Here is a 21988-nt window from a genome sequence, read left to right on the forward strand (position 1 = left end):
GCGGCAGTGCCCGCGGCGGAGCAGGCGGCGGCGTGTCCGACGTCCGCACGTGCTCAGTGTCTTCCGCCCCTTGCGGACTGACCGGCGTTCCAGCGACAGACCCGCGGATGCTGGTCGCCGTCGCCGGAGGCACCAACTTGCCCCTGCGGCCCGGTGGGCCCGGTGGCGTCGGGACTGCCAACTGCAACCCCGGTGGCAACGGCACCGGCGTCAGCGGTGCCGGCTCGGGCGGCGGTGGGATGTGCGCCTCCGGCGGAGCAGGCAGCGGAGGCAGCGGCGGTCGAAGCAACGGTGGGAACGGAACACCGGGTGCCGGGGGCAACGGCGGCACCTTCGGATCCCCCTCGGGCGGCGGCGGGCGGGGGCGCCGGCTTCTGGGGCGGACGTCTTCGGGCCGCACCCCGTTCCCCACGAAAAAGTGCCCCCCGCACGACTGCGCGAGGGCACTTACGGGGCTGGTCAGAGGGCGTCGACGCCGCTCACCTTCCAGCCGTCGGAGGTGCGGGTGAGCGTCATACGCACCCGGTTCAGGTCCAGCCGGGGCTCCGGGACCTGGGTGCTCCGGGTGACCTGGTTGACGAAGAGCAGGACGACGGCCCGGTCCGGTGTGGCCGACACGACGGAGACCGCCGGGGTGCCGCCGTCGGTGGGTGTGGCCACGGTCGCCTTCACCACGCCGTGGTACTTCGTCGCGGTCGGCGCGACCACCGCCTTCGTGGTCTTGCCGTACTGGTCGCGGAAGTGCCCGGTCAGCAGGGCGCGGGCCTGGGAGAAGTCCCGGTCCAGGTGCCGGTAGTCGTACGACAGCACGACCGGCGCCGCCTGCCGCGCCGCCGCGAGGGCCTCGCCGCGGGCCTGTTCCGCCTGCCGCCCCTGCCGGTACTGCCACCCGAGTACGGCCGCCGCCACCAGGGCCGCCACGAGGACGAGGCCCAGCACCGCGGTGAGCACGCTCGGCCGGGCCTTGCGCGAGGGCGCGCCGTCCTCCGGCTGCTCCCCCTCGAACGACTCGGGAGACTCGGGCTCCCGCGGGTCCTCCCAGCCGTTCGCCGGGGGCTCGACGAGCAGGGTGCGCCCGGAGGGAGTCTGCTCTTCCTGGCGGGCACCGTGCTCGGGGAGCGCGGGCCGTCCGGCGCGCTTGGCTGCCGCGCGGGCGGCCGCGGTCATGGTGCGGCGGGCCGGTGAGCCGGTGCCGCGGGTGCGGGAGGTCGGGTTCACCACGGTGTCTCTTCTCATCGATGGCCTCACGGGTGGGTCAGCCCACGAACGCGACGTCGGAGGTCAGCCAGCGGCCGGCCACGCGCGCGAGGTCGAGCTGGAGCCGGTAGGTGCGCGCCTGGCCCTCGGGCGCGGCGGTGTTGGTCACCTTGCTGTCGGCCACGACCAGGACCCGGGCCGAGCGCGCGTCGGACCGCACGATGCCCGCTTCCAGGACCTGCCCCTCGGACACCGACTTGTTCTGCGCAACCAGCTTCGTCAGCTGTGCGGTCTGAGCGGCGAACTCCTTCTTGAACTCGCCGGTGGCGCCCTTCAGCACATTGCCGCTGTCCCGGTCGTAGTGCCGGTAGTCGAGCGAGGTGAAGCTCAGCGCCGACTGGCGGGCCGCCGCCAGGATGTCCTGACGGCGCTGTTCCGCCGCGCGCTGGTCGGACAGCTTCAGGCCCAGCCAGACACACAGCACGGTCGTCAGCACGGTCGCGGCGACGAGCCCCGCCGACAGCAGCCTCATGCGGCCGCCTCTCACGCCATCGGTCCCACGAGCAGCCATTGCCACGACTCCTTTCCGAACACGGTCTGTTCCCCGCCCGTCGAGCCGATCTCGACGGGCGTTCCGTCCGGGCCGGTCACGGAGCCGGTCTCCGGGTCGTACGGGGCCACGAACGCGGCCTGGTCGGCGCCGTACCGACCGGTCGTCACGCCGGGCGCGTTCTGCGCTCCGCGCACCGAGGTCTTGCTGCCGCGCGGTACCGTGCAGCGGGCGTCGGTGTTCGCCGGGCGCGTGCCGGTGTCGGCGGGGTCGCGCCGCCGGGTGCCGTAGCCCTGGGTGCATGCGGGAGGGTCATCGGCGTTCACGGTCAGCCCGAAGTGGGTGGTGCCGTCGCCGGGGATGACCGTGTAGCTGCCCGCGACCGTGAGCGGGAGCGTGACCAGGGCCTGTTCGACGCCGGGCAGCCGGGCCACGGTGATCTGGCCGCCGCTGATGAGGTTGGCCAGCAGGACCGGCACGTGCGGCCGGGTGGACTTCAGCAGGGAGTCCAACTGCTGGGCGGCGGGCGCGGTGTTGCCGATAAGCCTGCGCAGATCGCCGTCGCTCGACTTCAGCTGCTCGGTGAGCGTGGCCAGGTCGCGGGAGAACGACTTGATGGCCGAGCCCTCGTCGGCCTGTGTCTTGAGCACCTTCCGCGAGTCCTCGATCAGCGAGACCGTCTGGGGGAGCGAATCGGATGCCGACTCCACCAGCGCGTCGCCGGAGTCCACCAGTCGGCTCAGGTTCGGTCCGGTGCCGGCGAACGCCTTGCCCAGCTCGTCCACGGTGACCCGCAGATCGTCCTTGCCGACCGAGTTGACCAGCCGGTCGAGGCTGAGGACCAGGTCGGTGACCGGCAGCGGGGTCCGGGTGCGGCTGCGCGGGATCGGGCTGCCGTCCATGAGGTACGGCCCGCCCGACCGCCGTGGCTGGAGGTCGACGTACTGCTCGCCCACCGCCGAACGGTCGGCGATCACCGCGAGCGTGTCGGCCGGGATCCTCGGGGCGCCGTCCTCGATCTTCAGCGCCACCGAGATCCCGGACCCGGTCAGCCGCAGATCGCCCACGCGGCCAACCGGCACCCCCCGGTAGGTGACCTCGGCGCCGGGGAAGACGCCCCCGGATTCGGCGAAGTCGGCGCGCACGGTGTAGCCGCGGTGCAGGACGTCGTCCACCAGGCCCGTGTACCGGGCGCCGACATACGACACTCCGAGGGCGGTGACGGTCGCGAAGGCGAGCAGCTGGGCCCTGACCGTACGTGTGATCACGGCAGTATCCCCTTCAGCATCAGCTCGGCGAGGCCGAGATCGACCCCCGGCGGGAGGCGACGCGAGCCGCCCTCGGTGCCGTAGGCAGCGGTGCACACCGGCGGGCACAGCAGGGTGCTGCCGTCGGAGGGTGTCGAGGGCACGGCGGGTGCCGAGGGCACGGGGGGCACGGACGGGGTGCCCGGCAGGGACGGGACGGACGGGAGAGGGGTGGGAGTGGGGACGCCGGGAAGGTGCGGGGTCCCGGGGGCCGGGGACTTCCCGCCGTTGCCCGGCTTGCCGGTGACGTTGCCGTACAGGTCCGCCAGGTCGAGGTCGGCAGTGATCTTCAGGTTGACGTAGTCGCCCTTGACGGCGTCCGTCGCGTTGCGCGGGAACGGGTAAGTGGTCAGGAGCTCAAGGGAGTCGGGCAGGTCGTCGCCCGCCTTGTTCAGCTCCTGCAGGATGGGCCGGAGTTTCTTCAGGTCGGCGACGGTGTCGTCGTGGGAGGCGTTCACCACCCTGGTGCCGGTCTTGCCGAGCGTTGACAGGGCGGTGAGCATCTTCGTCAGGTCCTTGCGCTGGTCGGCGAGGGCCTTCAGGGCGGGCGGCATGGTGTCGACGGCCAGGGCGATGGTCTTCTTCTCGTTCTTCAGCCGCTTCGCCAGCCGGTCGACGCCCTTGAGCGCGCGCACGATCTCCGCCCGCTGGTCGTCGAGGCCGCCGAGGAACGTGTCGAGCTGCTTCAGCAGGGACCTGACCCGGTCCTCGCGGCCGCTGAGGGCCTTGTTCAACTCGACGGTGATCGTCTTCAGCTGGGCCACCCCGCCGCCGTTGAGCAGCGCGGACAGGGCCGACAGCACCTCCTCGACCTCCGGGTTGCGGCCGCTGCGGGACAGCGGGATGCGGTCGCCGTCGTGGAGCCGTCCGACGGGCCGCGTGCCGGCCGGCGCGGACAGGGCGACGTACTTCTCGCCGAGCATGCTGGTCTGCCTCAGATCGGCGACGGCGTTGCCGGGCAGCTTCACCGAGTCGGCGATTCTGAGCCGCACGCGGGCGTGCCAGCCGTCCAGTTCCACCTTCTCGACCGTGCCGACGGTGACGTCGTCGACCTTGACCGCCGACTGCGGCACCAGGTCCAGGACGTCCCGGAAGTCGACGGTGACGTGGTAGGCGTGACCGTCCGAGGCGGCGCCGCCGGGGAGCGGAACGTCGTACCAGCCGTTGAACTCGCAGCCGGTCAGCAGCAGCGAGCCGACCGCCGTCCAGGCGGCCACCCGCCCCTTGCGCTGCACGCTCATGCCGGTGCCCCCAGAATTCCGCCGAGGGTCTTGTCGACCGTGCCCGTCGACGCCGGGGCCGACGGAACCTCGGGCAGGGAGTGGAGAAGCTTCTTCAGCCCGGCACAGTTGTCGTGGTCGTCGCCGGTCGTCTTCAGGATCGAGCAGAGAAGGGATGACGGATCCTGCGGGGTCTGCGCGTTGTTGCGGGTGTCGAGGGTGCCGGCGGTGGGGTCGTAGGCGTTCTGCAGGTTCGACAGGCCCGTGGGGGCGACGGTCAACAGCTCCTCCAGAGCGTCCCGTTGGGTGACGAGGACCTTGGTGACCTTGGCCAGGCCCTGCACGTCCGAGGTCAGCGCCTTCTTGTTGCCCTTCACGAAGCCGGACACGTCGCCGAGTGCGGCGGCCAGGTACTTGAGCGCGGCCGCGAGATCCTTGCGCTCCCCGGCGAGCTGCCCGGCCACGTCGGCGAGGTCGGTGTTGAACGACCGCACGCTGCTGTCGTCCGCCGCCAGTGCGGCCGTGAACACCTGAAGGTTCCGGACGGTCCCGAACAGGTCGCCGCGCCCGTCGGACAGCGTGGTGACCGCCTGGGACAGGTCCTCCACCGTCTGGTTGAGGTTCTCGCCCTGCCCCCGGAGGTTGTCCGCGCTCACCCCGAGCAGCCGGGACAGCGAGCCTTTCTTGTTGGCACCGTTCGGGCCGAGCGCCTCGGCGGTGGTGTGCAGGCTGTCGAAGATCCGGTCCAGCTCGACGGGGACGGCCGTACGGGACTCGGGGATGACGCCTCCGTCCCGCAGCACCGCGCCCCTGCGGTACACCGGCAGCAGCTGCACGTAACGGTCGCTGACCACCGAGGAGTTGACGATGGCGGCCTGTGCGTCGGCGGGGACCTTGCGGCCCCGGTCGTATTCCAGCTCCACCCGTACCCGGTCGCCCTCCGGCGTGATCTCCCTGACCTCGCCGATGCGGACGCCGAGGACACGGACGTCGGAGCCGGGGTAGATGCCGACGGTGCGCGGGAAGTACGCCGTGACGCGCACGGGGCCGGGGCCCGGCCACAGGACGACGGCGAGGCCGACGACGATCGCGAGCGCGGTGAACAGGGCCAGGAGTCTGCGGGTCATCGGGTGCCTCCCGTCCGTGGCGTGACCGGGGCGGCGACCAGGTTCTGGATGTAGGAGTCGAACCAGCGGCCGTTGCCGAGGGTGTTGGTGAAGAGCCGTACGTAGGGAGCGAGCAGTCGGACGCTGCGGTCGAGGCTCGCCTGGTTGCGTTCGAGCATCGTCACGAAGGTGTCGAGGTTCTTCAGTGCGGGCCCGATCTCCTTGCTGTTGTCGTCGACCAGGCCGGACAGCTCGATGCCGAGCAGCGCGGAGCTCTTGAGCAGCTTGTGGATCGCCGCGCGCCGCTCGTCGATCTCCTTGAACAGGGCGTCACCGTCCTTCACCAGCGCGGAGAAGTCCTTCGTGTGACCGGCCAGCACCTTGGTGACTCCGTTCGCATGGTCGAGGAGCCCGCGCAGCGCCTTGTCACGGGCGGCGACGGTCCGGGAGATCCGCGACAGCCCCTTGACCGACGCCCGCACCTCCTCGGGGGAGTCCTGGAAGGTGACGGAGATCGTGTCCAGTGCCTTCGCGAGCCGGTCCGTGTCGACCTCCTCGGTGGTGGTCGTCAGGTCGCTGAAGGCCTGGACGACGTCGTACGCCGACACGGTCCGCCGGAGCGGGATCTCGCGGCCCGGCTTCAACTGGCCGGGCCCCTTCGGGTACAGGGCCAGGTACTTCGCGCCGAGGATCGTCTTGACACGGATCGAGGCACCCGTGTCGGTACCGAACGCCGGATGGCCCTTCACCTTGAAGGTCACCTTGACGTGGTCGCCGTCCAGGTCGACGCCCTCGACCTTGCCGACCTTGACCCCGGCGATCCGCACCTCGTCGCCCGGCTTGAGCCCGCCGGCCTCGGAGAAGGCCGCGCTGTAGGTGTCGCCGCCGCCGATCAGCGGCAGGCTGTCGGCGTTGAAGGCGGCAAACGTGAGCAGCGCGAGGACGGTGAGGCCGACGGCGCCGACGACGACCGGATTGCGCTCGCGAAAGGGCTTCAGGCGTGGCCGCTTGAGCCGGATCCTGGGCAGCTTCGGCGGCAGGACGCGTACCTTCACGAGGGGTTCGGGGCGGGGTTTGCGTTTCGGCAGCAGTCTGGGGAGTTTCGGCAGCTTCGGCGGGAGGACGCGTACTTTCACCAGGGGTTCGGGGCGGGGTTTGCGTTTGGGCAGCAGTCTGGGGAGTTTCGGCAGCTTCGGCGGGAGGACGCGTACTTTCACCAGGGGTTCGGGGCGGGGTTTGCGTTTGGGCAGCAGCCTGGGGAGTTTCGGCAGCTTCGGCGGGAGGACGCGTACCTTCACCAGCGGCTCGGGGCGGCGGATATTGCGCCGCCTGATGCGCATGCTCATCCGCCACACCTCGCCTGCGCCACGTGCAGCTCCGGGCTGATCACCTGCTTGGTCTTCGGCAGCACGATCCGGCCGTCGAAGTCGCAGAGGTAGAAGTTGAACCACGAGCCGTACGAGGCGGTCCCCGTCAGCTTCTCGAGCTTGTTCGGCAGCCGCTTCAGGACGCCCTCCACGGTGTTCTCGTTCTTGTTCAGCGTTCCGGTGAGATCGCCGAGCCCGGCGATGTCGTCCTTCAGCGGTGGACGCGCGTCCTTGAGCAGCTCCGACGTGACGTCCGTGAGGTCGCCGATGCTCACCAGCGACTCCCCGATGGGCCCGCGGTCGGCGGCCAGCCCCGAGACCACCCGGCGCAGCTGCGTGAGCAGCCCGGAGAAGCGGGAGCCGCGCTTGTCGAGCGTCTCCAGGACGGTGTTGAGGTTGTCGATCACCGATCCGATCAGCTTGTCGCGGTCGGCGAGGGTGCTGGTGAGCGAGGCGGTGTGCGCGAGCAGGCTGTTCACCGTGCCGCCCTCGCCCTGCAGGGTCTGGACGATCTCGGTGGCGAGCTGGTTGACGTCGCTCGGGCTGAGCGCGGCGAACAGCGGCTTGAAGCCGTTCAGCAGCGCGTTGAGGTCCAGCGCCGGCTGGGTCCGGGACAGCGGGATCGTGCCGCCCGGCCGCAGCCGGGCGGTGACGTCACCCGTGCCCTCGGTGAGCGCGATGTACCGCTGCCCGACCAGGTTGCGGTAGCGGACGACCGCGTGGGTCCCGGCGAGCAGCGGCCGGTCCGCGCTGACGGTGAACGTGACCTCCGCCAGGGTCCGGTCCTTGATCCGGATGCCGTCGACCTCTCCCACCCGCACTCCGGCCACCCGGATGTCGTCGCCGGTCTCCAGCCCGGTGACGTCGGTGAACACCGCGTGATAGGTGTCCTCGGGGGTGAAGGAGACGTTGACGATGGTGGCGGCGAGCAGCGCCGTCGCCGCGATCGTGACCAGCGCGAAGAGGCTGAACTTGACCAGCGGGGCGGCGGTCTGCCGGGCTCCTGACCTGCTCATGCGACACTCACCGCCGTTCCGCGCGCGAGCGGCCCGAACAGCAGGGTCGCCACGGGCGGCACCTGGTCCGCGGGGACGCCCATGACGGGGGCCACGAGCGAGCCGACGGCCCGCTGCTCGGCCCGGGTGGCGGACACGTCGACACCTCCGGGGAGTGCGCCGCCGGAACCTCCGGCCGACGTACCGTCGTCGAGGTGGGGCTTCGGCCCGGGCACCTGCGGATGCGGCAGGCCGCGGCAGTTCGGGCCGGACCGTTCGCCGTACACCGGCTCCTCACCGGGCCGGTACGCCCCCTGCGGCCGGACGACCTCGAGGGTGATCCGCATCTCGCCGCCCCGGAACGCGTCCTCCGACGCCTTCTCCTGCCGGACCAGGCCCTGGAACAGACAGGGGTACTCGGGGGAGTAGCGGGCGAACAGCTCCAGCGTGGGGCGGGCGACCCGGCCCAGGGTGATCAGCCGGTCGCCGTTCTCGGACAGGAAGTCGTTCGCCGTGCCCGCCACGGAGGCGGTCGCGCGCAGAGCCGAGGCCAACCGGTCCCTCTTCTCGACGATCGTTCGGCTGGTGGTGACCGTGTTGCGCAGGATCCGCATCAGGTCGGGTGCGGCGTCGCCGTACACCTCGGCGACGTCCGCGAACCGTGTGATGTCCTCCTCGAGGGAGGGCAGGTGCGGGTTGAGGCGGCGCAGATAGCCCTCGACCCGTGTGAGGTTGTCGCCGATCCGGTCGCCGCGGCCCTCCAGAGCGGTGGCGAACGCCGAGAGCGTGGCGTTGAGTTCGCCCGGCCGGACCGTCCGCAGCAGCGGCAGCAGGTCGTTCATCAGCTGCTGTACCTCGATGCCGACCGTGGTGCGGTCCTGCGTGATGACGTCCCCGGCGCGGATGGGCCGGGCCGCCGACCCGGCGGGCGGCACGAGATCGACGTACTTCTCGCCGAAGAGTGTCTTGGGCAGCAACCGCGCGTGTACGTCCGAGGGGATGTACGGGACGTACTCAGGCTTGAGCGCGATGTCGAGCGTGGCCTTCGTCCCGTCCGCGTGCGTTGCCCGAACCTCGCCGACCAGCAGCCCGCGCAGCTTGACGTCGGCGCGCGGCTCGAGCTGGTTGCCGAGCGTGTCGGCCTGCAGCGTGATGCGCACGACCGGCGTGAACGCCTGCTCGTAGACGGCCACGGCGAGCGACAGCAGCAGCGCGAGCACGGCGATGAACGCGACGCCGTACAACCTGAGTCTCAGTGCTCTCACCGGCCTCACCCCGCGATTCGTACGGTTGTGGTGGCGCCCCAGATCGCGAGGCTCAGGAAGAAGTCCAGGACGTTGATGGCGACGATCGAGGTCCGCACCGCACGGCCGACCGCGACGCCGACGCCCGCCGGGCCGCCGCTCGCGTGGTAGCCGTAGTAGCAGTGCACCAGGATGATCAGGACGGCGAAGACGATCACCTTGCCGAACGACCAGAAGACGTCGACCGGTGGCAGGTACTGGTGGAAGTAGTGGTCGTACGTGCCCGTCGACTGCCCGTAGTAACCGGTCGTGATGGTGCGGGCGGCGAGGTACGAGGACAAGAGCCCGATCACGTACAGCGGGATCACCGCGACGAAGCCGGCGATCATCCGCGTCGTCACCAGGAACGGCAGCGACGGGACGCCCATCACCTCCAGCGCGTCGGTCTCCTCGCTGATCCGCATCGCACCGAGCTGCGCGGTGAACCCGGCGCCGACTGTCGCGGACAGGGCGAGTCCGGCCACCAGCGGGGCGATCTCCCGGGTGTTGAAGTACGCCGACAGGAACGCGACGAAGTTGGAGGTGCCGAGCTGGTTGAGGGCCGCGTAGCCCTGGAGGCCGACCTCGGTACCGGTGAAGAAGGAGAGGAAGGCGATCACGCCGACCGTGCCGCCGACGACGGCGAGGGCGCCTCGGCCGAAGCTCACCTCGGCGAGCAGCCGCAGGATCTCCTTCTTGTAGCGGCGCACGGTGCGGCCCGTCCAGGCCAGTGAGCGCCCGTAGAAGGAGAGCTGGGATCCGAGCTCTTCGAGAGCGTCCAGTGGACGGCTGAGAAGTCGCATGGGCTAACCCCTCTGCGGGACGACCTGGAAGTACACCGCGGTCATCACGAAGTTGGTCACGAACAGCAACATGAAGGTGATCACGACCGACTGGTTGACCGCGTCGCCCACGCCCTTCGGCCCGCCCTGCGCGGTCAGCCCCTTGTAGGAGGCGACGATCGCGGCGATCGCCCCGAACACCAGCGCCTTCAGCTCGGCCGCCCACAGGTCGTCCAGCTGGGCGAGGGTGGTGAAGGAGGCCAGGTAGGCGCCGGGCGTGCCGTTCTGCAGGATGACGTTGAAGAAGTAGCCGCCCGCGACGCCGACGACCGACACCAGACCGTTGAGCAGCACGGCCACCACCATCGAGGCCAGCACGCGCGGCACCACCAGCCGGTGGATCGGGTCGATGCCGAGCACCTGCATCGCGTCGATCTCGTCCCGGATCTTGCGCGCCCCGAGGTCCGCGCAGATCGCCGTGCCTCCCGCGCCCGCGATCAGCAGGGCCGTGACGATCGGCGAGGCCTCGCGCAGCACCGCGAGCACGGACGCGGCCCCGGAGAAGGACTGGGCGCCGAGCTGCCGGGTCAGGCTGCCGATCTGGAGCGCGATGACCGCGCCGAAGGGGATGGACACGAGGGCGGTGGGCAGGATCGTGACACTCGCGACGAACCACGCCTGCTGGATGAACTCCCTTGCCTGGAAAGGCCGTCGGGGCAGGGTCCGGACGACGTCCAGGGCCATCGCGAACAGGTTGCCAGAGTGCCGTAGCGCACCGGTGGGGGACAGGCTCATGCGTCGGCCACCTCCTTCCGCTGCAGCTCGGCCTCCCGTGCCGCGATCGCCTCCCAGCGGGGCGGTCGGGTGATGCCGGGGCCCGGCAGCAGGCGGGGGGTCAGGGGCCTGCTGCCGGGAGTCCCGGTGGGTTCCCGGATCTGGGCGAGTTCCTGTTCGACCTGGGCCGCGTCCTTCTCCTCCGCCATGCCGATCGGCCCCTGCATCCGGCCGTTCAGGAACTGGCGGACGACCGGCTCGTCGCTGGTCAGCAGCTGTTCACGAGGCCCGAACATCACCAGCTCGCGCCGGAACAGCAGCCCGATGTTGTCGGGGACCTGGCGGGCGGAGGCGATGTCGTGGGTGACGATGAGGAAGGTCGCGTCGATCTGCGCGTTGAGGTCGACGATGAGCTGGTTGAGGTAGGCCACGCGCACCGGGTCGAGGCCGGAGTCCGGCTCGTCGAAGAGGATGATCTCCGGGTCCAGGACCAGCGCCCGGGCAAGCCCGGCGCGTTTGCGCATACCGCCGGAGATCTCGCCGGGCAGCTTGGCCTCGGCGCCGAGCAGCCCGACCATGTCCATCTTCTCGAGCACGATCCGCCGGATCTCGCTCTCCGACCTGCGGGTGTGCTCGCGCAGGGGGAAGGCGATGTTGTCGTACAGGTTCATCGAGCCGAACAGCGCGCCGTCCTGGAACAGCACGCCGAACAACTTCCGCACCTCGTACAGATCGTGCTCACGCAGCTTGGTGATGTCCCGCCCGGCCACCGTGACCGAGCCGCGGTCCGGCTTGAGCAGGCCGACGAGCGTCTTGAGGAACACCGACTTGCCCGTCCCGGAGGGGCCGAGCATGACCGAGACCTCCCCGGCGGGCAGCGTCAGTGACACGTCCTGCCAGATGACCTGGTGACCGAAGGACTTGGTCAGCCCTTCCACACAGATCTCGACACCCATCCGGTCCCGCCCTTCGCCCGTGCCCTCGCCCGTGAGTAGCTCCGACGACTGCTCTACGGGGAGGGGCGGGGCGTCCGTCGCGGCGGACCCGGATTTTTTTTCGGACGGGTTCGCGGGCCCTACGGCAGCTTCACGCGAGGCGTACTCGGGGTGGGTACGGAGAGCGGGGCGGACGGTACGGCGTCAGGGGCCGGGACCGGCGGGACCGACGGCGGCGCGGGGACGGCCGACACAACCGGCAGGTCCGGAACCCGCGGCACCGCCGGAGCCGACAGGCTCGGAAGCGAGGCAGGCAGGACGGCCGGCAGGGGTGGCACGGACATCTTCGCCGACGACCCGCCGGCAGTGGACGCGGCCGGCTGGTGCGCGCGGCCCGTCGGCTTGCGTGCGGCTTCGGGCGTCCCCGGGACCCCCGCCCGGGCCGTGCTGTCCGACCGGATCGCCCCGGCACCGGTGGACACCGCCGGCCGGGGCGCCGGGCCCTTCCCGCCGCCGTCCAGCGCGTACGGCAGCGCGAAGCCCGTCACCACCAGCGTCGCCGCCGTCGAGGCCACGGCCACCGTGTGCGCCTTGCCGCCCGCGCGCGGCCGGCCGCGTCCCAGCAGGAACAGCACGAGCCCGAGCGTCCCGGCCAGCGAGGCGCGCAGCGTTCGCCGGGCGCGGGCCAGCAGGGACTCGACGGTCCGGTAGCTCAGCCCCATGCGCATGGCGACCTGGCCGACGTCCAGGTCCTCCGACTTCAGCCGCAGCGCCTCCGCCTGCCGGGCGGGCAGCTCACCGCTGCGCACGGCGAGCCACTTCGCCTCGGCCCGGTCGCACACCGCCTCCTCGACGGGAACCGGGCCCGGCGCGACGAGTGTGCGGCGGCTGCCCACCTCGGCCTCGCGGTTGACCTGCCGGTGCCGGTCGACGCACAGCCGCATCGTCACCGTCGTCAGCCAGGCGCCGAGCCGCTCGTCGTCGAGGTCCGGGCGTTCCGCGGCCCGCAGCATCGCCTCGTGAACGGCGTCCTCGGCGTCCTCCCGGCTCATGGATCGCCGCCGGGCCACCTTGAGCAGCTGCTCGCGATGGCTCCACATGCGCTGCCAACGCTCGTCGTCGGCCGCTGTGTCCGCAGGCATGTCCGTCGCCATGAGGGCCCCTTCGCACTCACCCGCCGGTCCTGTGCTTCCGGCGGGGGGCGACATTACCGCCGGGTAGTGGCATTTGTGGAGGGGGAGACGTCCATCGTGTTCCCGCCGTTGCCGGTGGTCAGCGGTCCCGCGTCGGGCAGCACACCGAAGTCGGGCAATGTGAGGGTCGGTTCGGGGACGGGAACCAGCGGCGGCCCGGACTCCTTCGGGACGCCGGCCTTGGGGGACGGGCTGGGGGAGGGCAAGGTGGGCGGGGGCGACGGCGTGTGCGAAGGACCAGGGCCCGGCTCCCGGTCGTCTGACGGCTTCGGCCTCTTCGGGCTGGCGGGCTTCGGCCGGTCCGACCGGGAACCGTCGGACGCGTCCGGCACCACGCGGTGTCCGGTCAGGTAGTACGCGTACCACGCCTTGACGGTGCGCAGATAGGCGTCGGAGTGGTTGTAGCCCAGGATCGCCCGGTCCAGGTCGGCGGGGTTCGACAGGTCCCGGCCGCCCGCGCACAGGTAGCGGCCGGCGGCGAGCGCCGCATCGTAGACGTTGTTCGGGTCCGCGCGTCCGTCGCCGTTGCCGTCCGCTCCCCAGCGGGCCCAGGTGGACGGGATGAACTGCATCGGGCCGACCGCGCGGTCGTACACCGTGTCCCCGTCGTACGCACCGCCGTCGGTGTCCGCCACGACGGCGAAGGCGCCGCCGGTCAGCCGCGGGCCGAGGATGGGCGTCACGGTCGTCCCGTCCCGGGTCACCCGGCCGCCCCGTGCCTGCCCGGACTCCACCTGTCCGATCGCGGCCGGCAGCTGCCAGCGCAGCCGGCAGCGTGGCGCGCTGCGCGCCAGCTCCTCCTCGGCACGCCGGTACGCGGCGAACACGCTCGCGGGCAGGGCGCCGCCGCCCGACACTCCGTGTGCCGAGCCCTTCTTCCGCGTCCGCAGCGGGGGAAGGCCGGTGCGGTACGGGGCGTCGCCGGACACGCTGAGGCCGTGCTCGGCGGGTGCCGCCCTACGCGCGGGCTCCACGGCCTCGGCCGAGACCGCCCTCGGCGCCTGCGACGCGGTCAGCACGGCCATCGCCGCTGCCGCGATCGCCGTACCCCTGGCACCCCTCAGTGCCCCCTTGAGTGCACGCGCTGTCACTGTGCAGTCCCCTCCGTGGGTGAATCCGTCGTCTGCTCTACGCGGCCGGGGAGCAAGTCCGTCGCGCGCATCCGGGGGCAAACGGCTCCACCCCTGCACGATGCCGCCCGCGTACCTCCCCCTGGAGGGCAGGCGGCCCGACCCACGTCCGGGGGTCACTTTCTTCAGCGCAAGCGGGTTTCAAGTAGCACGGGTGACGGCCCGCCGCCATGAGGTCAACGCATCTGTGTGGTGCTGATCTTGCGAGCGTTGCAGATCGTCCACGAAGTCCGCCGCACGCGTGAGCATGAAGGGCCCGGCTGCGGGCAGGCGAGGAATGTGTGAGGTGGATGAGCTTGTCGCGCAGGTCCTGCATGCTCTGAACCAGGCGGGATTTGAGGTGGTTGGCGGAGGGGATTGTCAGATGCCCGGTCTCCAGGTCAGTGACACCCCCTGCCGGGGTACTGGTCGCGTGGGCGACGTCTGACGGATTCAGTGCGCCGGCTGCTGACAAGCCTGGCGGCGGTTCCCGGGACGGCATGCGGTGTGCAGTGCAGGCTGCCCTCTCCGCCTTGATGACCTCCCTGGGATACCCGGTCATGGGCACGCCCGCCGGAGTCATCGTCCTGGTGAAAGACGGCGATGCCGGCTAGACGGGCATAGCGGCCAGCATGCCCCGTTGGGTCAGAGGCGCCGAGATGGCCCCTCCACACGCGGTGGGACGCCCGCGGGGTCCCGAGGATGGCTCCCGCGTCGGCGATAGGTCCGTTCGTTACCTGCTCGTGCTGGACCCATCGTCAGGCCGGACCGGATGCTGAGCCGCCCCCTCCACATCTTCCCATTCGTATCCCGAAGATGGGCCTACCCCATGCGTACCCTCATCCGCGCCGGCGCGCTGACCGCCGGCGCTTCGGCCGTGCTGCTGTCTGCGCCGGCCGCGCACGCCACCGCTCCCGGTGACAACGGCGCAGTGAAGATCCACGACGCCAAGACAGGCGAGGAGCTGCGCCGCAACGAGCCCCACGTCTGCACGTTCTACCTCGACGCCTTCGGCTTCGACGCGGTCCAGCAGGTCGACTGGCACATCGAGGCCTGGGCTCCGACCGCCGTCACCAAGGGCGAGACCGTCAAGGCCGGCGCCATCACCCTGGACGGCCAGGGTCACGGCCGTACGGCGGACCTGTCGCTGCCCGACGGGCACTACAAGCTGTTCTGGAACTTCGACGGCGAGAAGGGCGCCGCCAAGCACAAGGTGTTCTGGACCGACTGCAAGGGCTCCGAGGGCGGTGGTGGCGGTACGACGCCGTCCGCTTCCGTTTCGCCCTCGTCTTCGGACTCGGCAGGTGCGTCGGCCTCGCCGAGTGCGTCGTCCGGCGAGGGCGGTGCCGCCCCGTCGGCCGCCGCATCCCCGTCCGCGCAGGGCGGCAGCGGCGATCTGGCCGAGACCGGCAGCAGCGCGCCGGTGGGCCTGTTGACGGGCGCTGCGGCGGCGCTCGTGGCCACGGGCGGTTACCTGGCGCTGCGGCGCCGCAGGGCCTCCCAGGGCTGATGCCCGCCGCGTATGACGGTGCCCGTGCTCGTCACCCGGACGAGTACCGGGGCACTGCACACACACCGCCGCCAGGCAGCGTGAGGGTCAGTTCGGGAAGGAGAACGAGCGGAGTCCCGGACTCCTTCGGGACGCCGGCCTTGGGGGACGGGCTGGGGGAGGGTGAGATGGACGGCGCGGCTGCTCAGCGGCTTATCCCAGTGTTCGGGACTGGCCGCGCGTCCGGCCTGCAGCAGCACTCCCAGCCCGGCGGCGTCGGGGGTGGGGTCTGCCGCCAGATCGGGATCGTCGTGGTCGGGGGGCGTCCGGCTCTGCGGCACTGCTGAGCGAAATGCGTGCCAAGGCACCGCCGTCACTGACCTCCGGGGCCCGGCCCACTACGGCCGACTTGCCAGTCACCGTCGCCACACTGGCAACGCGCCCCGACATCACCCTGGCCAGCGAGCCATGCGGTACTCCAGCTTGTGCATGGCACTCGCGCTGACTTCCGGCATCGCGCACGTCTCTGCAGCAGGCCAGGTGGGCAGACGTAATCCCGCGGCGGGCGGATTGACCGCTACGCATGGGTCAGCCTTGCCACCACCATCTGCGGCCAGGACTGACGGGCAGTCAGATTTCGTTCCCACGGCGTTCCCATTTCTCCGGGAAAATGGGAACGCCGAACTACTTCGCGGCAAAACCGCAGGTCAAGCGTGCCCCCGGCAGGATTCGAACCTGCGACACCCGCTTTAGGAGAGCGGTGCTCTATCCCCTGAGCTACGAAGGCGGGGATCTGTCGGAAAGCGGGTCTGAAGGGGGGTGGCCCTGGTGGGGCGGTCCCTTTGGACAGGTTTCCGGCAGTGTGGTGGTGGCAGGGCTGGAGTGCAGCTGTGCCACCGCCCACAGTGTAGCGGCTGGCGCGGTGGGGGCCGGGGCCTTGTCGTGCCCCGTGTGCTGATCGAGGGCGTCGCCGGCCGGCCGGGGTCAGTCGGTCCTGTGGCGTCGGTAGTGGCGGGCGACCCGGATTCGGTTGCCGCAGCGGGTGGCCGAGCACCAGCGGCGGCGTGGGTGCGTGGGCAGGAACAGCATCACGCAGTCGTCGGCTTCGCACTCCCGGATGCCGGTGACCGCCGGGTCCGTCAGCAGTCCGGCGGCGGCCTCCGCGAGGTGCGCGGCCAGGCGTCGGCCGGGTGAGCCGTCGCGTCGGCGTGTGGTGACGACCGCCGAGCCGTTCCAGGTCAGTTCGTCGATGGCCGGCGCTGCGCGTTGTGCCTGGTTGAGCGCCTCCAGGTCGGCGGGCGACGGCTCGGCCCCGCGGCGGACGTGGTCGAGGGCGCGGGCGGTGTGCTCCCGTACGGCCCGTACGGCGGCCACGTCCGCCTCGGTCAGTTCCTGCGGCACCTCGCCCGGAACGCGGTCGGCCTCAAGAGCCCACCAGGTCCGCAGGTCGGCCGGGGTCAACAGCAGGTCACCCGCGGTCTGACGGGTGTTGACCAGGTCCAGGGCGAGGGGTTCCCCGGTCAGAGGCGCGAGTTCGCTCATATGGCTAATGGTACATAGACGGATTGACACGTTAGGTGGGCGGATGCAGGCTGGGGCTAATGCAAGAAACGGCGAAGAAAGAGTTAGGTATGTTTGCCTCAACAGCCCGCACCGTCCATCGCCACCTCGATGTCGACGGTGTCGACGTCTTCTACCGGGAGTCCCTCCCCGAGCGGCCCGACGCGCCCGTCCTGCTGCTCCTGCACGGTTTTCCGTCCGGCTCCCACCAGTTCCGCGGCCTCATCGACGCCCTCGGTTCGCACTATCGGCTGATCGCCCCGGACTACCCCGGCTCCGGCCACACCCGGGCCCCGGACGGGTTCACCTACTCGTTCGACCGGCTCGCCGACATCACCGAGGGTTTCGTGCAGCGCCTCGGACTCGACCGGTTCGTGATGTACGTCTTCGACTTCGGCGCGCCCGTCGGTTTCCGTATCGCCGAACGCCACCCCGAACGGATCGCCGGGCTCGTCGTGCAGAACGGCAACGCCTACGCCGAAGGGCTCTCCGACACCGCCCGCGGCCTCCTCGGCCTGACCTCCGACACCCCCGACGCGCAGGACGCCGTCCAGGCCGTGCTCACCCTCGACGCCACCCGCAGTCAGTACGAGACCGGTGTCCCTGCTCCCGACCTGGTCGCCCCGGACGGCTGGACCCTCGACCAGCACTTCCTCGACCTGCCGGGCCGCAAGGAGGCCCAGCAGGCGCTGATCTTCGACTACCACTCCAACGTCGAGCGCTACGACGCCTGGCAGGAGTGGCTGCGCCGGCACACCCCGCCCACCCTCATCACCTGGGGCAGCAACGACCCCTTCTTCACCGAGCCCGGAGCCCGCGCCTACCTCCGCGACCTGCCCGACGCCGAACTCCACCTCTTCGACACCGGCCACTTCGCCCTCGAGACACACCTGCCGGAGATCGCCCCGCTGATCGCCGACTTCCTCGACCGCGCCTGGAAGTAGTCCGGAAAAGTGGTTCAGGAGGAGTGGTTCGGAGGAGCGGTTCAGGTGGAGTGGTTCGGCGGGCGAGCCTCCGCCATCCCGTCAGGACAAAGGAACTCCGCTGAACCGGGATGCCGTCCGCAGGTCGTCCTGGATCCGGTCGGCGGTGGTGCGTAGTTCGGGGAGGACGTCCGTCACCAGTTCCTCCAGGCTGCGGCGGGCCGCGTGGGCGGCCACGTTCAGGGCGGCGACCGGGCGGCCCGCGCGGTCGCGCACCGGCACCGCGATCGAGCGCAGACCGGACTCCAGTTCCTCGTCCGCCAGGGCGTGGCCGTGAGGTCCGTCGAGTTCCAGGAGCGCCCGGCCCAGGGCCGTGCGGCTCGCCGGCAGCCGGGTGCCCACCGTGATGTCCACCGTCAGGACCCGGCTCGCGGCCGCCACCGCGACGTACTGGATCTCCGCCGGGTCGGTCCCCGGGACCAGGACCGCCAGCGCCGTCGGCTCCTGGAGGCGGTCCGCCAGGGCGCGGAGGTGAGGGGTCGCCAGGCGGGCGAGGGTGGTGCGGGACAGCGGGGGGTAGCCCAGGGAGAGGACCCGGGGGGTGAGGGTGAAGGCGCGGTCCGCTGCTCTCACCAGGCCCAGGTACTCGTACGTGATCAGGGCCCGGCGGGCCGTCGCCCTCGCCAGCCCCGTCGCCTTCGCCACGTCCGTCAGGGTCAGCGCGGAGCGGCCCTCGCCGAAGGCCGTGAGGACGGTCAGTCCCCGGGCCAGCGACTCCACGAAGTCACGGCCCAGTTCGTGCTTGGAAGCCGTGGTCCACACCGCGAGGCCTGCGGGGGGCGGGCCCGGCTCTGCGGGGCGGGCCTCGCGCAGGTCCCGCTCCATCGCCGCCACCGCCGTACGCAGCCGGGGGAGGAGCGTGTCGCGCAGGTCCGCCGCCGTGTGGCGGCTGGTGTGGCTGACGACGTTCGCCACGCACGCCACCCGGCCGGTGCCCGGGTCACGTACGGGGACGGACACCGCGACCAGGCCCGGTTCGATCAGCTGGTCGTCCAGGGCCCAGCCCTCCCGACGGGCCCGCTCCGCCCTGGCCTCGAAGCCGTCGAAGTCGTCGAAGTCATCGAAGCCGTCGGCGACAACACCGACATCGGCGTCGTCCGCGCCGCCAGGACTCCGCGGCGGTACGGCCGGGAAGCCCGCGTCCGTCGGGTCCGCCGCGCGCCGCGCCCGCCAGTGCGCCCACTCCGTCTCCGTCCACTCGGCCGCGAACAGCGGGCCGGGGGCGGTGCGTTCGGCCGGCAGCAGGTCGCCGATGCGGAAGCTCACGGACATCGCGCGGCGACGGGTCGCCTGGTGGATGAAACGGATGCCGTCCCGGTCGGCGACCGCGAGGGAGACGGATTCGTCCAGTTCGTCGGCGAGGGCGTCCGCGTGCGCGTCTAGGAGCGCGGGCAGACGGAGGGCGGCCAGGTAGGCGTTGCCCAGTTCCATCACACGGGGGGTGAGCACCGCGTCCCGGCCGTCTTGGCGGACGTATCCCATGCGGGCGAGGGTCGCGGTGATCCGGTCGACCGTGGAACGGGCGAGGCCGGTACGCCGTTCCAGCGCGCTCGCGCTCAGCGTCCCGCCCGCCTCGGTCAGCGCCGTCAGCACCGCCACGCCCCGGATGAGCGGCGCGACCGCCTCGGCGGGCGGCTCGCCCGGGACGGCGGAGGAGGAGAAGGGGGACGGGAAAGGGGACAGGGAGGCGGTCATCGGCTCTCCGGTACGGCGATCAGGGCACTCTTACCGTAAACCGTGGCCGACCTGGCCATCCCCGTGTCACCCGCACCCCGTGGCGACCATCCTCGTGTCACCCGCACCCCCGTACCCGTAGTGGCTATCCCCGTGTCACCCGCACCCGGTAGTTCCCCTCCAGGTCCGCCGACAGGACCTGTACGTCGATCCCGTGCTTGGGGTCCTTGAAGCTCTCGCCCGGGCCGAACGGGGCGTCCGAGAGTTCCGCCTGGACGTTGGGGCTGCGGGTGCAGCCGCCGGTGTCGCGGTGGGCGTCGTACACCTTGATCGGTCCGCGGCCGGTGTCGACGTTCGCGTCGACCTTGTAGATGAGGACGCCGGGGCGGCAGACCTCCTCGTCGTTGCCGCTCTTGGTCCGCACCTCCAGGGCGTAGCCGGTGCGGGCGTCCAGGGGGACGAAGACCAGTTTGCGGCCGCCGGGGCGGGAGAGCGGGGTGAGGGTGTAGTCGGCGGTGCCGTGGGTCCCCGCGCAGCTGACCTGGGCGGCGTCCAGCCAGCCCAGCTTCCACTTGTGCCAGGCGAGCAGGTCGTTGTCGGCCCCCCAGTCCTCGCTCATGATGTCCCAGTGCCCGACCGCGCCGCCGCCCTCCTGGGTGTAGAGGTCGGGCAGGCCGAAGACATGGCCGTTCTCGTGGGGGAGGACCCGGTAGCCGGTGCGGTCGTAGGAGCCGGAGCCGTCGTCCTGGCGGGAGTAGACGAACGAGGCGTTGGCGACCGGGACGCCGTCGGCGACCGGAGCCTCGCTGTTGCCGGCGAAGGTCACGGAGAGCACGGTGTCCAGGGCGGAGGGGCCGGCGTTCGGGGTGACCAGCACGTTCAGGAGGTCGTACGAGCGGAAGTCCACGTCCGGGTCGGCGGCGGCCACGATGTCCTGGACCAGTTGCCGGTAGCCGGGGTCGAAGGGGGCGCCGCGTTCTATGCCGTACTCCTTGAACGGCTTGGGCATCCGCAGCCAGTGGTCGATGGGGGCCGCGGGCTCGTAGTCGAGCTTGCCGTAGGAGGCGGTGCGGAACCATTCCTGGGTCTGCGGGAAGAACTCGCGGTAGCGGTCGAGGGCGCTGCCCTGGCCGGGCGCGTCGGAGAAGTCGACCATCAGGGTCAGGGCGTGCACGGTGCCGGTGGAGCGGGAGTAGCCGCTCGGGGTGGGGATGCCCTCGGTCATCTGGACCGTGTGGTTGCCGCTGATCAGGCAGGGGCCGTAGACGGAGGAGCGGGCCAGCGCGATGGGGCCGGCGCCGGCCGGCGAGGGGGCCGTCGTGAGATGCCCGGTGCCCGCCGAGGTGCCGACCGCGAGGAGCAGCGCGGCCACGGCGGCGAGGCAGAGCGCACGGCGGGGGCGTATCCGGCCGCGGTCCGGACGTATCCGGCGGGTCGCCGGCGTACGGCGGCCCAGGGTCCTGCGGGGGGTACGACGGCTCGCGGGCGCACGGCGGCTGGGCTGCGGCTGCATGCATGGACCTTTCGCTCCACGGCAGCCGCCGGTCTCCGGCTGCACCCTTTCGATCACCCTGTGTCGGCGGGGCGTTGGGCGCGCGCTGGAGGGGCCGATCGTGGGACCACCCCGGAAAGAGCGGTGTGACCCAGGTCACGTGAAATCCGTGGAAGGCGCGGAAATAACCGGGGACCCTCTCCCCGTTTAGACCTGTGTCCGAGCGAAACGGGGAGCTGCTCCCCGGATCGCGGAAGTCAAGACCGAAGCCAAGACCGAAGTCCGACAGACCAGGAGTGCGCCGTGCAGACCGCGACCGCCATCCCCGCCGTGCGCAAGGCGCCCCGGCCCCGCGCCGACGCCCTGCGCAACCGGGAGCGGATCGTCGCCGCCGCCCGGGAGATGTTCACCGAGTACGGCCCCGACGTGCCGCTCGACGAGATCGCCCGCCGGGCCGGCGTCGGCAACGCGACGCTGTACCGCAACTTCCCCGACCGCGACGCACTGGTCCGCGAGGTCGTCTGCTCCGTCATGGACCGGACGTCGGAAGCGGCCGAACTGGCGCTCGCGGAGACCGGGGACGCCTTCGAGGCGCTGGAGCGCTTCGTGCACGCCTCCGCCGACGAGCGGGTCAGCGCGCTGTGCCCGATGGTCGCCAGCACCTTCGACGAGAACCACCCCGATCTGGAAGCGGCACGCGAGCGGTGCGAGCAGCTCATCGAGCAGCTCATGGACCGCGCCAAGGCGGCCGGACAGCTCCGTCCGGACGTGGGCGTCGGCGATGTGATGATCGCCGCCGCCCAGCTCAGCCGGCCCCCGGCCGGTACCGGCTGCCTGGTCAACGACCGCTTCGTCCACCGCTATCTGCAGCTGTTCCTGGACGGGCTGCGGGCTCCGGCCCGATCCGCCCTGCCGGGCACGGCCGTGACCATGGAGGACCTGCGCCAGGCCTGACCCAGCCGCGAACCGCCG

Annotated in this window: 19 protein-coding genes and 1 tRNA gene; 3 read left to right on the forward strand and 17 right to left on the reverse strand. The window is 71.4% G+C overall.

What is annotated here, in order from left to right; genetic code table 11:
• Window positions 1-459: 459 nt before the first annotated feature.
• The 13 genes from EDD90_RS31670 to EDD90_RS31730 form a co-directional block, all read right to left on the reverse strand.
• Window positions 460-1221 (reverse strand): hypothetical protein, encoded by a 762-nt coding sequence (locus EDD90_RS31670; protein WP_260328225.1) that lies wholly within the window; start codon window positions 1219-1221, stop codon window positions 460-462.
• Between the two features lie 34 nt (window positions 1222-1255).
• Window positions 1256-1729 carry a hypothetical protein gene (locus EDD90_RS31675; RefSeq protein WP_260328226.1) on the reverse strand — a complete coding sequence of 158 codons (474 nt, stop codon included), beginning with the start codon at window positions 1727-1729 and terminating at the stop codon, window positions 1256-1258.
• An 11-nt stretch (window positions 1730-1740) separates the two neighbouring features.
• Window positions 1741-3015: an MCE family protein gene (locus EDD90_RS31680; protein WP_123976315.1), complete on the reverse strand. Its 1275-nt coding sequence runs from the start codon at window positions 3013-3015 to the stop codon at window positions 1741-1743.
• On the reverse strand, window positions 3012-4295 hold the full coding sequence (locus EDD90_RS31685; protein WP_123976316.1) for an MCE family protein: 1284 nt from the start codon (window positions 4293-4295) through the stop codon (window positions 3012-3014). Before EDD90_RS31685 ends, EDD90_RS31680 begins: the two co-directional genes overlap by 4 nt.
• Window positions 4292-5401, reverse strand: coding sequence for an MCE family protein (locus EDD90_RS31690; RefSeq protein WP_185149285.1), 1110 nt, complete (start codon window positions 5399-5401; stop codon window positions 4292-4294). Before EDD90_RS31690 ends, EDD90_RS31685 begins: the two co-directional genes overlap by 4 nt.
• Window positions 5398-6399 carry an MCE family protein gene (locus EDD90_RS31695; protein WP_398928648.1) on the reverse strand — a complete coding sequence of 334 codons (1002 nt, stop codon included), beginning with the start codon at window positions 6397-6399 and terminating at the stop codon, window positions 5398-5400. The genes EDD90_RS31690 and EDD90_RS31695 overlap by 4 nt, the downstream gene beginning before the upstream one ends.
• A 323-nt stretch (window positions 6400-6722) precedes the next feature.
• The gene (locus tag EDD90_RS31700) at window positions 6723-7763 is read right to left on the reverse strand and encodes an MCE family protein (RefSeq protein WP_123976317.1); all 1041 of its coding nucleotides are present in this window, start codon (window positions 7761-7763) and stop codon (window positions 6723-6725) included.
• Window positions 7760-9007 carry an MCE family protein gene (locus EDD90_RS31705; protein WP_185149286.1) on the reverse strand — a complete coding sequence of 416 codons (1248 nt, stop codon included), beginning with the start codon at window positions 9005-9007 and terminating at the stop codon, window positions 7760-7762. The genes EDD90_RS31700 and EDD90_RS31705 overlap by 4 nt, the downstream gene beginning before the upstream one ends.
• A gap of 5 nt (window positions 9008-9012) precedes the next feature.
• Window positions 9013-9828 (reverse strand): ABC transporter permease, encoded by an 816-nt coding sequence (locus EDD90_RS31710; protein ID WP_123976319.1) that lies wholly within the window; start codon window positions 9826-9828, stop codon window positions 9013-9015.
• A 3-nt stretch (window positions 9829-9831) separates the two neighbouring features.
• Window positions 9832-10602 (reverse strand): ABC transporter permease, encoded by a 771-nt coding sequence (locus tag EDD90_RS31715; protein WP_093498029.1) that lies wholly within the window; start codon window positions 10600-10602, stop codon window positions 9832-9834.
• Window positions 10599-11537, reverse strand: a complete 939-nt coding sequence (locus tag EDD90_RS31720) for an ABC transporter ATP-binding protein (RefSeq protein WP_123976320.1) — start codon at window positions 11535-11537, stop codon at window positions 10599-10601. Before EDD90_RS31720 ends, EDD90_RS31715 begins: the two co-directional genes overlap by 4 nt.
• Window positions 11538-11656: 119 nt before the next feature.
• Window positions 11657-12670, reverse strand: a complete 1014-nt coding sequence (locus EDD90_RS31725) for an RNA polymerase sigma factor (protein ID WP_123976321.1) — start codon at window positions 12668-12670, stop codon at window positions 11657-11659.
• Window positions 12671-12723: 53 nt separating this feature from the next.
• Window positions 12724-13734 carry a lytic transglycosylase domain-containing protein gene (locus tag EDD90_RS31730; RefSeq protein ID WP_123981881.1) on the reverse strand — a complete coding sequence of 337 codons (1011 nt, stop codon included), beginning with the start codon at window positions 13732-13734 and terminating at the stop codon, window positions 12724-12726.
• A gap of 913 nt (window positions 13735-14647) precedes the next feature.
• On the opposite strand from EDD90_RS31730, the gene EDD90_RS31735 reads away from it, so the two are divergent.
• The gene (locus EDD90_RS31735) at window positions 14648-15328 is read left to right on the forward strand and encodes an LPXTG cell wall anchor domain-containing protein (protein ID WP_123976322.1); all 681 of its coding nucleotides are present in this window, start codon (window positions 14648-14650) and stop codon (window positions 15326-15328) included.
• Between the two features lie 693 nt (window positions 15329-16021).
• On the opposite strand, the gene EDD90_RS31740 is transcribed toward EDD90_RS31735, so the two are convergent.
• Both EDD90_RS31740 and EDD90_RS31745 read right to left on the reverse strand, forming a co-directional pair.
• Window positions 16022-16094, reverse strand: a tRNA-Arg gene (locus EDD90_RS31740).
• 197 nt (window positions 16095-16291) lie between these two features.
• On the reverse strand, window positions 16292-16849 hold the full coding sequence (locus tag EDD90_RS31745) for an ABATE domain-containing protein (RefSeq protein WP_123976323.1): 558 nt from the start codon (window positions 16847-16849) through the stop codon (window positions 16292-16294).
• A gap of 89 nt (window positions 16850-16938) precedes the next feature.
• Between EDD90_RS31745 and EDD90_RS31750 the strand changes: the two genes are divergently transcribed.
• Window positions 16939-17811, forward strand: a complete 873-nt coding sequence (locus tag EDD90_RS31750) for an alpha/beta fold hydrolase (protein ID WP_123976324.1) — start codon at window positions 16939-16941, stop codon at window positions 17809-17811.
• 81 nt (window positions 17812-17892) lie between these two features.
• On the opposite strand, the gene EDD90_RS31755 is transcribed toward EDD90_RS31750, so the two are convergent.
• Window positions 17893-19545, reverse strand: coding sequence for an IclR family transcriptional regulator C-terminal domain-containing protein (locus EDD90_RS31755; protein WP_123976325.1), 1653 nt, complete (start codon window positions 19543-19545; stop codon window positions 17893-17895).
• A gap of 124 nt (window positions 19546-19669) precedes the next feature.
• The gene (locus EDD90_RS31760; protein WP_123976326.1) at window positions 19670-21037 is read right to left on the reverse strand and encodes a M6 family metalloprotease domain-containing protein; all 1368 of its coding nucleotides are present in this window, start codon (window positions 21035-21037) and stop codon (window positions 19670-19672) included.
• 282 nt (window positions 21038-21319) lie between these two features.
• Between EDD90_RS31760 and EDD90_RS31765 the strand changes: the two genes are divergently transcribed.
• Window positions 21320-21970 (forward strand): TetR/AcrR family transcriptional regulator, encoded by a 651-nt coding sequence (locus tag EDD90_RS31765; protein WP_123976327.1) that lies wholly within the window; start codon window positions 21320-21322, stop codon window positions 21968-21970.
• The last annotated feature ends 18 nt before the right edge of the window (window positions 21971-21988 follow it).

It is taken from the genome of Streptomyces sp. Ag109_O5-1, from assembly GCF_003814875.1.
Classification (GTDB): Bacteria; Actinomycetota; Actinomycetes; order Streptomycetales; family Streptomycetaceae; genus Streptomyces; species Streptomyces sasae.

Bases quoted from the DNA above. Each gene is read 5' to 3' on its own strand.
- EDD90_RS31735 (WP_123976322.1), top strand. From the start codon at position 14,648: ATGCGTACCCTCATCCGCGCCGGCGCGCTGACCGCCGGCGCTTCGGCC.
- EDD90_RS31745 (WP_123976323.1), bottom strand. From the start codon at position 16,849: ATGAGCGAACTCGCGCCTCTGACCGGGGAACCCCTCGCCCTGGACCTG.
- EDD90_RS31710 (WP_123976319.1), bottom strand. From the start codon at position 9,828: ATGCGACTTCTCAGCCGTCCACTGGACGCTCTCGAAGAGCTCGGATCC.
- EDD90_RS31750 (WP_123976324.1), top strand. From the start codon at position 16,939: ATGTTTGCCTCAACAGCCCGCACCGTCCATCGCCACCTCGATGTCGAC.
- EDD90_RS31690 (WP_185149285.1), bottom strand. From the start codon at position 5,401: ATGACCCGCAGACTCCTGGCCCTGTTCACCGCGCTCGCGATCGTCGTC.
- EDD90_RS31760 (WP_123976326.1), bottom strand. From the start codon at position 21,037: ATGCAGCCGCAGCCCAGCCGCCGTGCGCCCGCGAGCCGTCGTACCCCC.
- EDD90_RS31685 (WP_123976316.1), bottom strand. From the start codon at position 4,295: ATGAGCGTGCAGCGCAAGGGGCGGGTGGCCGCCTGGACGGCGGTCGGC.
- EDD90_RS31715 (WP_093498029.1), bottom strand. From the start codon at position 10,602: ATGAGCCTGTCCCCCACCGGTGCGCTACGGCACTCTGGCAACCTGTTC.
- EDD90_RS31725 (WP_123976321.1), bottom strand. From the start codon at position 12,670: ATGGCGACGGACATGCCTGCGGACACAGCGGCCGACGACGAGCGTTGG.
- EDD90_RS31675 (WP_260328226.1), bottom strand. From the start codon at position 1,729: ATGAGGCTGCTGTCGGCGGGGCTCGTCGCCGCGACCGTGCTGACGACC.
- EDD90_RS31720 (WP_123976320.1), bottom strand. From the start codon at position 11,537: ATGGGTGTCGAGATCTGTGTGGAAGGGCTGACCAAGTCCTTCGGTCAC.
- EDD90_RS31700 (WP_123976317.1), bottom strand. From the start codon at position 7,763: ATGAGCAGGTCAGGAGCCCGGCAGACCGCCGCCCCGCTGGTCAAGTTC.
- EDD90_RS31730 (WP_123981881.1), bottom strand. From the start codon at position 13,734: ATGGCCGTGCTGACCGCGTCGCAGGCGCCGAGGGCGGTCTCGGCCGAG.
- EDD90_RS31755 (WP_123976325.1), bottom strand. From the start codon at position 19,545: ATGACCGCCTCCCTGTCCCCTTTCCCGTCCCCCTTCTCCTCCTCCGCC.